This window comes from Streptomyces albicerus (assembly GCF_008905045.1).
GTDB classification, from domain to species: Bacteria; Actinomycetota; Actinomycetes; order Streptomycetales; family Streptomycetaceae; genus Streptomyces; species Streptomyces albicerus.
In genome coordinates this window covers 1-12887 of sequence record NZ_VWMY01000137.1, presented here as the reverse complement: position 1 = coordinate 12887, position 12887 = coordinate 1, and the positions used below count along the sequence as shown (strand labels likewise).

18 protein-coding genes and 2 pseudogenes are annotated in these 12887 nt (G+C 69.9%); 6 read left to right on the top strand and 14 right to left on the bottom strand.

Annotation, left to right across the window (positions count from 1 at the left end; genetic code table 11):
* Positions 1-220 precede the first annotated feature (220 nt).
* The 6 genes and pseudogenes from GAS53_RS52890 to GAS53_RS52860 form a co-directional block, all read right to left on the bottom strand.
* A complete protein-coding gene (locus tag GAS53_RS52890) occupies positions 221-535 on the bottom strand; it encodes a winged helix-turn-helix domain-containing protein (protein ID WP_151484975.1) in 315 nt (104 codons plus the stop codon).
* Positions 532-1017, bottom strand: coding sequence for a hypothetical protein (locus GAS53_RS52885; RefSeq protein WP_151484974.1), 486 nt, complete (start codon positions 1015-1017; stop codon positions 532-534). The genes GAS53_RS52890 and GAS53_RS52885 overlap by 4 nt, the downstream gene beginning before the upstream one ends.
* A gap of 320 nt (positions 1018-1337) precedes the next feature.
* Positions 1338-2215, bottom strand: a protein-coding gene (locus GAS53_RS52880) for an IS5 family transposase (protein ID WP_225859684.1) whose coding sequence is annotated in 2 segments (ribosomal slippage) — positions 1338-1876 and positions 1876-2215 — 879 coding nt in all. Because the reading frame shifts where the segments join, the coding sequence is not laid out codon by codon here.
* Between the two features lie 91 nt (positions 2216-2306).
* A pseudogene (locus GAS53_RS52875) lies at positions 2307-2711 on the bottom strand (TerD family protein); the annotation flags it as partial.
* Positions 2712-3638: 927 nt separating this feature from the next.
* The gene (locus tag GAS53_RS52865; protein WP_192583703.1) at positions 3639-4172 is read right to left on the bottom strand and encodes a DUF2269 domain-containing protein; all 534 of its coding nucleotides are present in this window, start codon (positions 4170-4172) and stop codon (positions 3639-3641) included.
* On the bottom strand, positions 4172-4465 hold the full coding sequence (locus GAS53_RS52860; RefSeq protein WP_151484971.1) for a hypothetical protein: 294 nt from the start codon (positions 4463-4465) through the stop codon (positions 4172-4174). The genes GAS53_RS52865 and GAS53_RS52860 overlap by 1 nt, the downstream gene beginning before the upstream one ends.
* A gap of 117 nt (positions 4466-4582) precedes the next feature.
* Here GAS53_RS52860 and GAS53_RS52855 point away from each other — a divergent pair, with 117 nt between their 5' ends.
* On the top strand, positions 4583-5161 hold the full coding sequence (locus GAS53_RS52855) for a TetR/AcrR family transcriptional regulator (RefSeq protein WP_151484970.1): 579 nt from the start codon (positions 4583-4585) through the stop codon (positions 5159-5161).
* 291 nt (positions 5162-5452) lie between these two features.
* Here GAS53_RS52855 and GAS53_RS52850 read toward each other — a convergent pair whose 3' ends face one another.
* Both GAS53_RS52850 and GAS53_RS52845 read right to left on the bottom strand, forming a co-directional pair.
* Positions 5453-6325, bottom strand: a complete 873-nt coding sequence (locus GAS53_RS52850; protein ID WP_151484969.1) for a F510_1955 family glycosylhydrolase — start codon at positions 6323-6325, stop codon at positions 5453-5455.
* 38 nt (positions 6326-6363) lie between these two features.
* Positions 6364-7134, bottom strand: coding sequence for a cytochrome c biogenesis CcdA family protein (locus GAS53_RS52845; RefSeq protein WP_151484968.1), 771 nt, complete (start codon positions 7132-7134; stop codon positions 6364-6366).
* A 152-nt stretch (positions 7135-7286) separates the two neighbouring features.
* Between GAS53_RS52845 and GAS53_RS57410 the strand changes: the two genes are divergently transcribed.
* The 5 genes from GAS53_RS57410 to GAS53_RS52825 are packed head-to-tail and all read left to right on the top strand — an operon-like array spanning position 7287 to position 9543.
* Positions 7287-7799: a hypothetical protein gene (locus GAS53_RS57410; protein WP_225859683.1), complete on the top strand. Its 513-nt coding sequence runs from the start codon at positions 7287-7289 to the stop codon at positions 7797-7799.
* On the top strand, positions 7796-8014 hold the full coding sequence (locus tag GAS53_RS52835; protein ID WP_151484967.1) for a hypothetical protein: 219 nt from the start codon (positions 7796-7798) through the stop codon (positions 8012-8014). The genes GAS53_RS57410 and GAS53_RS52835 overlap by 4 nt, the downstream gene beginning before the upstream one ends.
* Positions 8011-8253 carry a hypothetical protein gene (locus GAS53_RS55845; RefSeq protein WP_192583702.1) on the top strand — a complete coding sequence of 81 codons (243 nt, stop codon included), beginning with the start codon at positions 8011-8013 and terminating at the stop codon, positions 8251-8253. The genes GAS53_RS52835 and GAS53_RS55845 overlap by 4 nt, the downstream gene beginning before the upstream one ends.
* On the top strand, positions 8250-8888 hold the full coding sequence (locus GAS53_RS55840; protein WP_192583701.1) for a TlpA family protein disulfide reductase: 639 nt from the start codon (positions 8250-8252) through the stop codon (positions 8886-8888). The genes GAS53_RS55845 and GAS53_RS55840 overlap by 4 nt, the downstream gene beginning before the upstream one ends.
* A 13-nt stretch (positions 8889-8901) precedes the next feature.
* A complete protein-coding gene (locus tag GAS53_RS52825) occupies positions 8902-9543 on the top strand; it encodes a class I SAM-dependent methyltransferase (RefSeq protein WP_151484965.1) in 642 nt (213 codons plus the stop codon).
* Positions 9544-9583: 40 nt separating this feature from the next.
* Here GAS53_RS52825 and GAS53_RS52820 read toward each other — a convergent pair whose 3' ends face one another.
* The 6 genes and pseudogenes from GAS53_RS52820 to GAS53_RS55835 all read right to left on the bottom strand — a co-directional run.
* Positions 9584-10006 carry a hypothetical protein gene (locus tag GAS53_RS52820; RefSeq protein ID WP_151484964.1) on the bottom strand — a complete coding sequence of 141 codons (423 nt, stop codon included), beginning with the start codon at positions 10004-10006 and terminating at the stop codon, positions 9584-9586.
* A 193-nt stretch (positions 10007-10199) separates the two neighbouring features.
* A complete protein-coding gene (locus GAS53_RS52815; RefSeq protein WP_151484963.1) occupies positions 10200-10676 on the bottom strand; it encodes a DUF2752 domain-containing protein in 477 nt (158 codons plus the stop codon).
* Positions 10677-10858: 182 nt separating this feature from the next.
* Positions 10859-11158: a DUF3105 domain-containing protein gene (locus GAS53_RS58210; protein WP_318724656.1), complete on the bottom strand. Its 300-nt coding sequence runs from the start codon at positions 11156-11158 to the stop codon at positions 10859-10861.
* 198 nt (positions 11159-11356) lie between these two features.
* Positions 11357-11839, bottom strand: a complete 483-nt coding sequence (locus GAS53_RS52805; RefSeq protein ID WP_151484962.1) for a hypothetical protein — start codon at positions 11837-11839, stop codon at positions 11357-11359.
* Position 11840: 1 nt separating this feature from the next.
* Complete coding sequence (locus tag GAS53_RS52800) at positions 11841-12593, bottom strand: hypothetical protein (RefSeq protein WP_151484961.1); 753 nt, start codon at positions 12591-12593, stop codon at positions 11841-11843.
* A 27-nt stretch (positions 12594-12620) separates the two neighbouring features.
* Positions 12621-12887, bottom strand: a pseudogene (locus tag GAS53_RS55835) (hypothetical protein); the annotation flags it as partial.

The following is a 12887-nucleotide window of genomic DNA, read 5'->3' as shown; positions in this document are numbered from 1 at the left end:
CTCCCATTCGGCATCCGACAGTTCATGTCGACGTATCACCCGACCATGATCCACCACTCAAGATCATTTGAAGACACCGCCTAGGCCGTGTTTGAGATGTTGATCAAGGTCGTTAAGCGATCCTGGAATGCCTCGGGGTGATTTGACGGGCGGCCAATGGCAGTGGCTGGAGCCGCTGTTGCCGTCACCGTTGCCGTCAAGGGCGCCTTCCTTGCGCCTCTCAGGTCGAGGGGAGCACTGACGCGCCCGCCTTGGCGATGATCTCCTGCAGAGCCGCGACGTGCTGGTCGAAGGCCGCCCGGCCGACGCTGGTGAGCCTCGCCGACGTGCGCGGCCGCTTTCCGACGAAACCCTTACGGATCTCGATGTAGCCGACGCCCTCAAGCGTCGTGAGCTGTTTCGACAGGGCGGAGTCCGACAGGCCGGCGCTGTCGCGCAGGAACTGGAAGTCCGCCCACTCGGTGGCCGCGAGCAGGGAGACGAGCGAGAGTCGGGTGGGTGCGTGGATCAGCTCGTCGAACTTAGGCGTGATCACCGTCGGCTCCCGGACCGGTTCGCGAGCATGAGGCCCTGACGGTACCGCGTGTACATCGGTCCACCGACGACAAGGATCACGGCGGTGATCGAGGCACCAATGGTCGCGGCGTACGAAACCCCGGACGCCTTCAGGATGAGCGTGTCCGCCAGCGATACGCCGACGATGACGGCCGCGAAGGCTAGGTCCGCGGCCATGATTCGGGGGCCGAACAGGCTGTTGTGCGGCTGGGCGCTACGAACCGAGCGGAACGCCACCAACCCAACAGTGGTGAGCACACCGGCCACGAACAAGGCGGTGGCCATCCCCTGGACGAGACCACCTTGGGTGGTGTCGACGACCGCTGCGAACGCGACCATCAGGAAGGCGATGGCCCCCCAGAACCAGCGGGGAAGGCTGGCCATCCGGATGATCTGCTCCTGCCGCTGGTCGATCTCGGTGAGCGCGCGCGCGGCCTCTTCCGGCCGTACCTGGTCAGTCATTTGCCCTCCTCGCAGTACTTTCCTGCAAGGAAAGTAGCGTGGGGTTTCCCAACCGGCAAGTACTTTCCCGGCAGCGCATCGCTGCCGTTAGGTCGAGCACGAACGCGCGTCGCACCCGGTGTGGCACTACGATCACTCCTTCGTCGGCCGCGAACGGCATGTGCGTCTCGCCCGCCCCGCCGCCGCCGGCTCAGCGGCGTCATAGCAGATGACCTCACCGAGATCCATCAATCGCTCCCCGCCGAGCGGAGCGAGAACGGCGTCGTAGAACGCGGCGCTGGCGCCGACGCATTCTGAGCTCGGCCGTGTTTGAGATGGGCTCACAACGCCTGGCGTATCAGGGTCAGTTGGACGGTGGCCTCGTAGCGGACGGCCAGCTTGTCGAACCGGGTCGCGACACCGCGGGCTTGTTTCAGCAGGCCGATCCGGCACTCGATTTTGTGCCTGCGCTTGTACATCTCGCGGTTGAAGCCGGGTGGTCGTCCGCCGGCGGTGCCGCGCCGCATACGGTGTCTGGCCTGGTCACGCTTCTCCGGAATGGTGTGCGGAATCTGCCGCCGACGCAGATATGCACGGATCTGCCGGGACGAGTAGGCCCGGTCGGCCAGCACATGGTCCGGCCGGGTGCGCGGGTGCCCACCGCCGATCCGCGGGGCGCGAATGCGGTCCATGACCTCGGTGAACACGGGGGCATCGGCCCGCTGCCCGGCGGTGACCACCGCCGCCAGGACGTGGAAGGACGCGTCGACGGCGAGGTGAATCTTGGTGGTCAGGCCACCGCGCGAGCGGCCGAGCGCATGGTCGTCCGGTTCGGCCGCCAGGCCGTCGGGAGGCGTCCGGCCCGGATCGTGAGGCCTTTTTTGCGGGCCCCGGCGGCATGCTGGTGGGCCCGGCAGACAGTGGAGTCGACCGACACCTCCCACTCGATGTGCCCGGCCGCATCGGCCTTGGTCTGCAGCTTCCTCAGAATCGTCGCCCAGGTGCCATAGATCTGCCAGCGCCTAAAGAGCGTGTACGCGGTCTCCCACGGTCCGTACCGCTCCGGCACGTCTCGCCAGGGCGAGCCAGTCCGGGCCCTCCACCAGACCCCGTCCAAGACCTGCCGCCGGTCCCGAGGCGGTCGGCCCATCTTCGGTATCGGCGGCAACAGCGGTTCCAGCCACTGCCATTGGTCGTCCGTCAGATCGCCCCGAGCCATTCCATGATCATTTCACGACCTTGATCAACATCTCAAACACGGCCTAGTGGGTGGTGTCGGTCACCGTGGTGATGGTTGGGGCAGGCTGGGCGTCGACCAGGCGGCAAAACGCGTTCTGTACTTCGGCGAAGGTCTGGCCGGTGAAGGAGTTGACCGTGAAGACGATCTGGTCGACCTGGGCGGGGACGCTGGCCAGGTCGACGAGGACGGCTTCGTCGTCACCTCCGGCGCCGGCCCCGCCGGTGAGGTTGTCGCCGGTGTGCCGGACGGAGCCGTCATCGCTGACCAGGTGTTGGAAGTAGACAACGTCGACCTGCTGTCCGGCGGTGAAGAGTACGGCTGAGGCGTCCAGGTCGATTCCGCCTCCGGTGAGCTTGGCGAGGAAGCCTTTGCGGGGCGCGGCCTGCCAGCCCAGGCCCATCCGCACGGAGCTCAGGGCGCTGCCGTCGGCCTTGCTCAGGCTGATCTGCTGGCCCTTGGCCATGTTGACCGACATGAGAGTGCTTCTCCTTCGGGTTTGATGATGTTGAGGGAACTGTCCGGGACTGTCCGCTCGCGCGCTCGCTCGTCCGTCCGGACCGGCACGGCTGCTAGCCGGTGAGCGGGGGGCTGCTCTTGGAGTCGGTGGTGGGGGTGGCGGGGGACGGTGTCGTGGGCGGATGGGGGTGAAGGGATGGATCCTCGCTGATTGCCCGGCGCAGGTGGGGCAGCATGCCGCGCTCTAGCCGGGCCTGCTGCCAGTCCAGTCGGCCTGCTCCAGCCGGGCGGCGGGGGTCACGGAGCCGCCGCGCCCGCGTATCGCCGTGCCCAGCAGCGTGGCAAGGGCGATGAGAGCGCTCACGGCTGCGACGAGAGAGGATCCAGCCGACGGCTATGAGTGAGCCGGGCAGTGTGCCCCGAACGCCGGTCAGCTGGAGCATGTAGCCGAGGATGAGCAGGACAGCGGCGGACGAGGCGGCCACCGGTGGCGTGAGCACCGCAAGTGCGGCCACCAGGCCGGAGCCGGCGGGTTGGTGCGGTGTGGTCTCCTCGGAGGACGCGTTCGAGGCGGAACATGTGAGATAGGCGCGGTACTCGCCGCAGGCTGCCGCCGTGATCTCGTCGGCGTCAGCGAGTGCCCGGAGGCGCAGGCGCGTGGCGGCCTGGCCGCTCGGGTCGGCGCGCAGGGCGCCCAGGATGTCAGGGGTGGCCAGCGCCAGGTGCAGTACGGCTTCTAGGAGCGGGTGCGACGTTTTTTACGGATCCCTCCTTATGGTCGGCTCCGCCAGTAGATGCCGGTCGGCTCGGCAGTGGCATCGGGGCCGGTTACCGAGGGACGCCGGAACCGTGCAGGGTGTTGGTTTCGGAGCCGGTGCTGTGCCGGGGTGGGTGTCGTGCGGGATCGGTCGGTTGGCTCGGTCGAAGTTGGCTGGAGCCGTTGCGTCTACCCGACGGGCGCCGTGGGCCGGGCGTGCTGGTTTCGCCGTTGTTCGTCCTGCTTGCGCCATCCGTACCGGGTCATGCCTCGGGGCTTGAACATCGACAGGATCAGGGTGATGAGCAGTACCACCAGGCCGCCGATGGAGTGGGGCAGTGTGCCGGGCAGTTCGCGGGGATCGGCGCTGGATGCAGCCTGCTCGGCCAGGTGGCTCACGGTCTGGGTCTCGATCAGCAGGACGGTGGCGGCGAGGACGGTGAGCAGGAGTTTCACCAGTACCCAGTAGTGCCGGAACAGGCCCCACGGGGTGCCCAGTGCGTTGACGATCCCGATGAGCACCGAGGCGAGGGCCAGCGGGACGATGGCATACAGAACGGTCACCTCCATCGCGGCGTAGGCGCCTCGTACCGTCGGTATGTCCTGGCTGGTCGCAGCGGTGACGTCGAGGGCGAGGTAGGCCATGACCGCGCCGAGCCAGCCGACCGAGGTGGCGACGTGTGCGGTGAGTACGGTCTTGCGGAGGCGGGGCGGCATGATCATCAGTAGCTGCCTTCCAGCAGCGTGCGGTCGCCCGAGTCGCCGCCGGGTGCGGCCTGGATTTCTGTGACGCCGACCGACGTCGGGTCACCGGCCCCCATGTGTCGGCCAGGGCCGTGGTTCCCGCCGAGGCCGGTGAGTTTCATGATCACCACCAGCAGGATCAGGACGCCGACGGTGATCGCGGACGCCTTGACCCAGCGTGGTGCCCTGGGCGGTGTGCTGAGGGGTGATCCGCGGTCGGGTCCCACGCCGGTGTTGTCGCCGGTGGCGGGGTGGCGGAGCGGGTCGGCCATGAGTGTCCTCCGGTGTGCACTGGGCGGCAGGATTCCCGAACGGAAGGAGAGTTTACGAGACGTTGTGTCTACAGCAGGTCAGAGTGTCACGACAATATCGTCACGTATACTGCGCGGGTGCCGAAGCTGTGGAACGAGACGATCGAGGCGCACCGCCACGCGGTGCGCGAGGCGATCCTGGAAACCACCTGGGCGCTGGTGGCCGAGCGCGGGCTGATGTCGGTGACGATGACGCAGATCGCCGAGAAGTCCGGCATCGGGCGGGCGACGCTGTACAAGTACTTCCCGGACGTCGAGGCGATCCTGGTCGCCCAGCACGAGCGTCACGTCACCAGTCACCTGGAGCAGCTCGCCGAGCTCCGGGATCGGCCGGGTGACGCGGGCGAGCGGCTTGAGGCGGTTGTCGAGCACTACGCGTTCATCTGCTACCACCGTGGGCGTCACGGCACCGAAGAAATCGCGGCCCTGCTGCATCGTCCCGAACACGTCGCCCACGCGCAGCAGCAGCTCAGCGCCCTGTTCCAAGGTCTGCTGACGGAGGTCGCCGAAACCGGCGGCCTGCGCGATGACATTCCGCCCGGGGAACTCGCGCGCTACTGCCTACACGCCCTCGGCGCAGCCGGCAACCTGTCCTCCGAAGCCGCGGTGCGCCGACTTGCCGCGGTCACGCTGGCCGGATTGCGTCCGCCGAGCTGATGCCCGCCACAGTGCGGGGGCCACGGTTCCAGGGGTGTCGTCAGTCCTTGACCTGGGCGATCCGCCAGCGGCGGCGCGGGAGTTCGCCCTCCTCCAAGGCGTGGACTTCGCGCAGCCGGCAGTCCTCGGCGAGCGCGTCGACGGTCGACGTCGGCGCCGAAGCGTCGGTCTTTTGACATCACCGGCCGCTGGCGTTCTGCGTCGCCTGTGGGGGCGGGGCTGGCCGGCATCCCGCGCGGGGCCAGGGGCGTCCCGGTCGGGCCGCTGAACCGAGTGTCGGGCGCTGCGCGTTCAGTGCCCCTCGGCTGCGGATATGGGCAGCCGCTCGGTGAAGGTCTTGCCGCCGTCGCGGGATTCGTACACCCCGTTCCGGGTGGCCGCGAGGATGCGGTCGGCATCGACGGCGGTCATGGCCTGGGGCCGGCCGCCGGGCGCGGTGCCGGTTTTGTGCCAGGTGGTACCGCCGTCGGTGCTGCGGTGCAGGCCGCCGGCGGTGTCGATGCCGTACAGGGCGTCGGTCTCGGGCCAGGACAGGAAGGCCATCACGGGGGCGGAGCCGGCGGCGAAGGTCTTGCCTCCGTCGCCGCTTCGGGCGATGCCGTCCTCGGTGGTGGCGAGCACGGTGTCGGGGTTCTTCGGGCTGACGGCGATGTCAAGGGCGGCCAGCTGGGCGCGGGCGTCCCAGGTGGTGCGGTTCTTGCTGACACGCAGGACGCCGCTGGTGCTGTCGTAGCCGTAGACGGTGTTGTGCGCGTACTTCAGGGCGTGGAAGTCGGTCTTGCCGCCCAGGGAAAGGGTCTTCCAGGTCTTGCCGGCGTCGGTGGACTCGATCAGGCCGCGGTTGGCATCGCCGCCGCTGCCCTGGGCCGGGTGGCCGCTGCCGAGGAAGGTCTTGGCGCCGATCACGGTGAAGCCCATGTAGTCGGCCTGGTCGCCGACCCGCTTCGGTTTGCCGTCCGCCGTCACGGCGATGACGCCCTCGTGGGTGGCGACGTACAGGCGTCCGTCGGCCGGGTCGATGCCGAGACCGTGCACGTGACTGACGGCCAGGTCGCTGGAGCTGGAACTCTTTGCCTCCTCGTCGGAGCCGGAGGAGCAGGCGGTCAGTGCGGCCGCGAGGAGCGCGGCGGTGACGGCGGTGACGGGGCGGAGGCGGGGCTTCATGCGGGTAGCTTTCCGTAGGAGTTGAACGTGACGGGAGGTCAGAGCGGGAGCTGGTAGCTGCCGATCCAGTAGCGCAGCTCGCCGATCATCCAGGTCCAGACGCCGGTGACCTGGAGTATGCCGACGAGGACGAGGAGGCCGCCGCCGACGGCCATGACGGCGCGGGTGTGGCGGCGGGTGTAGTCGAAGGCGCGCAGCGACTTGCCGAGCGCGAGGGTCAGGAGCAGGAAGGGGATGCCGATGCCCATCGCGTACAGGAAGGACAGCAGGGCGCCCCGGCCTGCCGAGCCGGTGGTCATCGACAGCGAGAGGACGGCGGCCAGGGTGGGGCCGATGCACGGGGTCCAGCCGAGCCCGAACATCACGCCGAGCAGTGGGGCGCTCGCCAGCCCGGCCCGCGGCGTGAAACGCGGCTTGAGGGTACGCGACAGCAGCGGGACGCGGTCCAGGACGCCCATGAACATCAGCCCGAGCGCAATGGTGAGCACCCCCAGCACCCGCGTCACGGTCTCCTGCTGCGCGAACAGCACATTGCCCAGGGACCCGAACAGCGCTCCGTACGCGGTGAAGAGGGCCGCGAAGCCGCCCACGAAGAGTGTCGTGCCGAGCAGGGCCCGGCGTCGTATCCGCCCGTCGGCCTGCGTGGCCTGTGCGTCGGCGCCCGCCATGCCGGTGGCGTACGAGAGATAGCCGGGTGCGAGCGGCAGGCAGCACGGCGAGGCAACGGTGATCGCCCCGGCGGCCAGGGCGATCGGGGCGGCCAGCAGCAGGGAACCCGAGCTGATGGTCTGGGCGATGTCGGCGGACAAGGCGGCGCCTTTCCTGGAGGTTCGGCCCGGGGGGCGAGGGCCGCGACGGGGGAGGCGGGTCGACACGAACTCTATCTCCTATGTAGCTTAGGTCCTAAGGTGCATAGGTGATCTCGGAATGTCGAATTCCGGGGTGCCGGAAAGGCCGGTCCATGGGCGATGTGCTCTTCGGGACGACGCTGCCGGCGTCGTTCTTCGGCCGCTTCGCGCAGTCGAAGGCGGTCGGCTACGACGTGGGCAGCCCCGGCATCGGCACGACCGCGCCCGGCTTCCCCCTGGCCTCCAGCGCGGGCGGAACGACGAGCCTGCCCGCGTGGAAGGGCAAGACCGTCCTGCTGTACTTCCAGGAAGGGCTGACCTGCCAGCCCTGCTGGGCAGCCCGCGAGACCACGCTGCTCACCCAGGCCGACTGCGCGCGGTGCGCGCACGCCAAGGAAGTCCTGGCCGAGGTCGGTGCCGACCGCCCCCTGACCATCACCGAGATCGACCTCGGCAGCGACGAGGGTCGACGCCTCGCCGTCGAGGCCGGCGTGTTCTTCGCCCCCGGCGTCCTGCTCGATGGCCGGCCCTTCGGCTCCGGGCGGCTGTCCGAGCGCCGCCTGCGCCGCGCCCTCAACAGCGCGGAACCTTCCGCTTCCCGTACCTCTGACAGGAGTTCACCATGAGTCAGTTCCTCTATGCCCTGCCCGCCCTGGCCTGCCCGGTCGGCATGGGGCTCATGATGTGGTTCATGATGCGGTCCGGCCGCAACACCACCACGCCACCGGCCGGTGCCGACCCGCGCGAGCAGGAACTGGCCGCCCTGCGCAAGGAGATCGACGGCCTGCGCACCCAGGTCACGCCCCGGTCCGGCGCACCGGAGCGGGAGCGCACGCCGTGACCGCGTATGTCCTGCCGCTGCTGTTGACCGTGGCGGCGGCCGCGCTGACGTACGTCTTCTGCATCCGCCCGATGCGCCGCGGCGGCTCCTGCCACATGAGCGCGCAACCGCCACCCGCTACGTCGGCGGAGACGGACGACGAGATCCAGCGCCTGCGCGAAGAAGTCCAACTGCTGCGCCACGAAGCGGACCTGGCCCCTCGGGCCGCCGTGCCGCTCGACAAGGAGGACCCGCTGTGAACACGCCTGCCACCTGGCCGCGGCGGGCCGTCCCCTGCGCTGAGGGAACGTCGCGGCGCACCGCCCTGACCGGGGTGCTGGCCCTGGCCGCCGGGACGCTGACCGCCTGCGGCAGCCTCCAAGGCCAGGACAAGAACGGCGACGCCACGGCCCTCGGGGCGGCCAAGGGAAGCTCCTCGCACTACCTCAAGCCCACAGAGCGCACCCTCACGCCCACCCTCACGGGCACCACATTGAACGGGAACGAAGCCGACATCACGCGGATGCGCGGCAGCGTTGTGGTCATCAACGTCTGGGGCTCCTGGTGCGCACCATGCCGCAAGGAGGCCCCGGAACTAGTCCGTCTCGCCAAGGACACCGGAGTGCTGGGGGTGAGGTTCCTCGGGGTCGACATCCGCGACAGCAAGAGTGCGGCCGTGGCCTTCGAGCGGAACTACGGAATCGGCTACCCGAGCATTTTCGACCCGGACAGCCGGGTGCTGCTGGGCTTCAAGCAGCTGGCTCCCCGGGCCGTGCCCACCACATATGTGCTGGATGGCACGGGAAAGGTGGCCGCGTACTCCATCGGCCCGCTGACCTACCGGGGATTCCTCCCCATCATTGAAGGGATCGCAGCAGAGAAGCAGCAGTCATGAAGGAGGCCAGGTGATGGCCATCGGACGCAAGGAACTGCAGCACCCGCGCTTCGCGCGCCAGTACCTGAAGATGGCCGCCGTAGCCGACCGGCGCGGCGGCACCGAACACCGCCACCGCCTGCTCGACGGGCTGACCGGACGCGTTCTGGAAGTCGGGGCCGGCCAGGGCCGCAACTTCCGGCACTACCCGGACACCGTCGAGGAGGTCGTCGCCCTCGAACCCGACGACACCCTGCGCACGGCCGCCGAGAAGGCCGCCGCCTCCGCGCCGGTGCGGGTGACGGTCGTCGCCGGTGAGGCCGGACAACTGCCCGGCAAGGACGGCGAGTTCGACGCGGTCATCGCCTCCCTGGTGCTCTGCACGGTCGGCGACCAGGCCCGCGCGCTCGCGGAGATCGCCCGGGTACTGCGGCCCGGCGGCGAGCTGCGCTTCTACGAGCATGTGCGCTCGCCCCGCCCGTGGGCAGGGCGGCTCGAGGACGCCATCACCCCGCTGTGGCGACGGGCCGGGGGAGGCTGCCACCCCAACCGCGACACCGAAGCCGCCATCCAGGCCGCCGGATTCGCCATCACCCACATCGAGCGGTTCGGCTTCTCCCCGTCCATGCTCATCCCGAACGTTTTGCACATCCTGGGGACAGCGATCCGGCAGTGAGACCACTCAGCCGCCCCCTTGGCAAGATCCGCCATACAACCTAGGCGCAGCCCGGCGGTTCGTCCTCGGCTGGTACGAATTGCATCGTGGGCATCCCGGCGGCGTCGAAGTTGGCGGTGTCCGGGCCGATCAGGGTCATGTAGCCGGCGAGCCGCTGGCTGTCCTGCGAGGGCGGCTCCCCCTCGACCTGCTCGACACCGGGAAACACGGCGTCGAGGACCCACCAACGCCCGCCGAACTTCACCCACTTGACCCCGCAGTGCGTATGGATGTCGTATGGATACGGCTTGTGCAGCTTGGGCTCGGCTGGCCCTTCCTGCCACTTGTCCTTCGCGACGGTGCGGGCAGGCAGAGTGGGTCCGGGGTCCCCCTCGTCGCCCGGGTTGTCGGACGAGGACGAGCAGCCGGAGAGCAACAGCCCGGCGCTCAGGAGCAGGACGGCGGCCTGGCGCGATACTTTCATGCACCTCAGACGCTGCGGGTACGTGTTCCGTTCGCTCCCTGCCGTCCTCTTCGCGATGCTCCGCGACGGCACCTTCTTCGACTTCCAACCCGCCCCACGGGTTGACGAAACCCATAGGGGGCACCCCCGCGGGGCGCCCGGTCAGACGGAGACAGCCATGAAACGGGGCCGGTGACCAGTTACGCACTCCCGGTCAGCGCAGCCCCGTGGTCATCAGCAGGTCCGCCTGGCCCTGCTGGCGGACCTCCAGCGCTACCAGGGCCAGGCCGAGGACGATCCATCCGATGCGGCCGGGGCGCACGCGCAGCACAGGCCCGCGTTCTACGACGGCTCCCGCCAGCAGGCGGGCCAGGACGGCGACGGATACCGCGGCGACCAGGAGCCCGGCCGGGTTGTAGCGCCAGGCCAGCGCCATATCACCGCGGAAGACCGCCACGACAGAGCGGGTGAGCCCGCAGGTCGGCGCCATGATCCCGGCGCGGTGTGACGGCTCGTGCAGGTCGACGGGGAACATCCCCCACACCGCCATCGCCGCCCCGGCCGCCACCACGACGGCGCCGGCCGCGCCCAGCCACCACCAGCGGGTGTTCCGCGTCTCCCAGCCCAGCCGAACCTGCGGCAGCCACCGGGCGCGACCCAGCGCACCGGACGAGGTCTGGGGGTGTGCCATCGCTCTCCTCACCTGTCTGCGGTCGAGGCGCCTTGAGCCGGGAGCGCGGCGGCGGTCACCTCGCGGCGCCGCGCTCGGTGAACATGTCCGCCATGAGCTTCATCTCCGACTCCTGGCCTTGGACGATACTCTCGGCCAAGCGCGCGACCTCCGCCCTGTCGGCCCTGTCGGGCGCGGCCGCGCTAGCTCGACGGCCACAGCCGCTCGTCCACGCTCGTCTCGTCCACGAGCGTGATCGGCGACGGCTCGTCCTGGTAGGGGCTCATCAGTGTGTACGGGGTCTTGGTGACCTTGGCGGCCAGCGTCTTGGTGTCCACAGTGTCGGCCTTGTCGTTGTAGGTGACCCAGACCGCGCCGTGTGCGAGGGAGTGCACGGCGTTCTCCTGGCGTATCTCCTTGTCGTACACGTTGCCGATGCAGTCCTGCCAGGCCGGGGCGTGGTCGCCGTCGGCGGCGGGTGTCATGGGGTAGGTCACCGTCATTGTCGACGTGGTTCTGGCTCAGCTTCGACCAGGTCTTTTCGCCGGAGACCGGCGCGGCCTTGGCCTGCTCCTTGTCGTTGGCGGTGTCGACCAGGTACCAGCCGCCGCCCACCACCCCGACAAGGATCACCGTGCTCGCGGCGATGGTGATGATCCGGTTGCGGCGTTCGCGGGCCCGTTCGGCGCGGCGCTGTTCTCCTATGCGGGCGCGGCGGGCCGCGGCCTTGTTCTTGGAGTTGGCGGAACCCATGGGAAGTCCTTTGCGTACAGCGGAAGTTGACGGATGCCGGTGTTGGAGGAAGGGCGGCATCCGGTCTGGTTCCGCAGTACTTGAAGGACGTACAGGTTCGGCGGGCGCGAGGCGGCCCCGTACGCCGTGGCCTGTGCGATGGCCGGGGCCGGCTGGGCGTCCGCCAGGACGGGCAGGCCCTCAGGGTGCGGGTATGGTCCGGGGCCGGTCGTGGGAGTGTCCACTGCGGTCTTGGCGCCACACTGCTCATGGCCGGGGGAGACGCAGGCGTGCTCGTGATGGCCGCCCTCCGGCTCGTGGTAGGCGGCGGACGGCATGGCGGCGACCGGCATGGCGTGCCCATGCGTGTACAGGCACGCCGCGCCCAGCACCGCGGCCAGGGCGATCAACAAGCCCAGCACCACAAAGCCGGTCCGCTGCCGCCGCGTCATTTCATTCGCCGGCTTCCGGGTAGGTGAAGGAGCGGCGGATCAGGTGGTTGGGGGCGACCAGGGTCTCCCGCACGACCCGATCTTGCTCGTCCAGCGTGAGCTCCAGCGCGAGCCGTTCGCCCGGGTACCCCAGGGCCAGCACGGTGTGGCCCTCGGCGTCGGTGAACCGTGACGTCTGGGTGGCCTTGCCCCGCGCGTACGGCTCGGAGTCCACGAAGCGATCGCCGGACAGCTCCAGCCGGGTCGGCGCGATGGCGGCACCTGCGGTGTCGCTGGCGACCTGCTCGTGCAGCGTGAAATTCTTCACCGCGCGCATCGCCGTGACGGTGCGGGCGAGTTGGCCGGTGTCCGGTCGGGCGGGCCACATCACTCGCAGGGTCTCCTTGCCACCGCCCCACCCCTGGGCCGTGGCGCGCACGGTCAGCAGGTTGGCACCCGTCTTCCAGGCCACGGGCGCGTAGAAGCAGCCGTCGCCGCAGCCGCGCAGGGCCACGGTCCGCGCGCGGCCGGTGGCGTCGGCCCGGCCGCCCACGGTGATCGCGGCGCCGGAGGTCGGCGGCGCGAACGGCAGCGTGGCGTTCGCGTCCCGGGGCGGGCGGGTGACCGACAGCCAGGCCGTCACCGCCAGCACCGCGACCAGCGCCGACGCCTCGACGCGTACCAGCGTGCGGGGCGCCGCGTGCGCCATCCGGCGGCGGGCGGCCAGCGCGAGCGCGCAGACCGTGGCGACCAGGACGAGCTTGACGAGCAGCACCTTGCCGAAGCCGGGTTCGCCGCTGGGTCAGACAGCGCCCGGGTCCGCGGTCCCCGGCGCGTCCATCAGCGGGCAGGCGTTCATGCCGATCGACGCCACCGCGGGCTCGACCGCCAGCACCACGGGCAGCGCGAGCACCGTCACCGCCGCCAGCGCCCCGGCCCACACCACGGCCCGGCGCAGCGGCCGGTGTGGGTCCATTAGCCGCCGTACCCGGCGTGCCACGTCACCGCCCGCCGCCAGCGCGGCCGCCGGAGCACCCGCCCCGGCCAGCTCCACCAGCGCCCCGGCGAG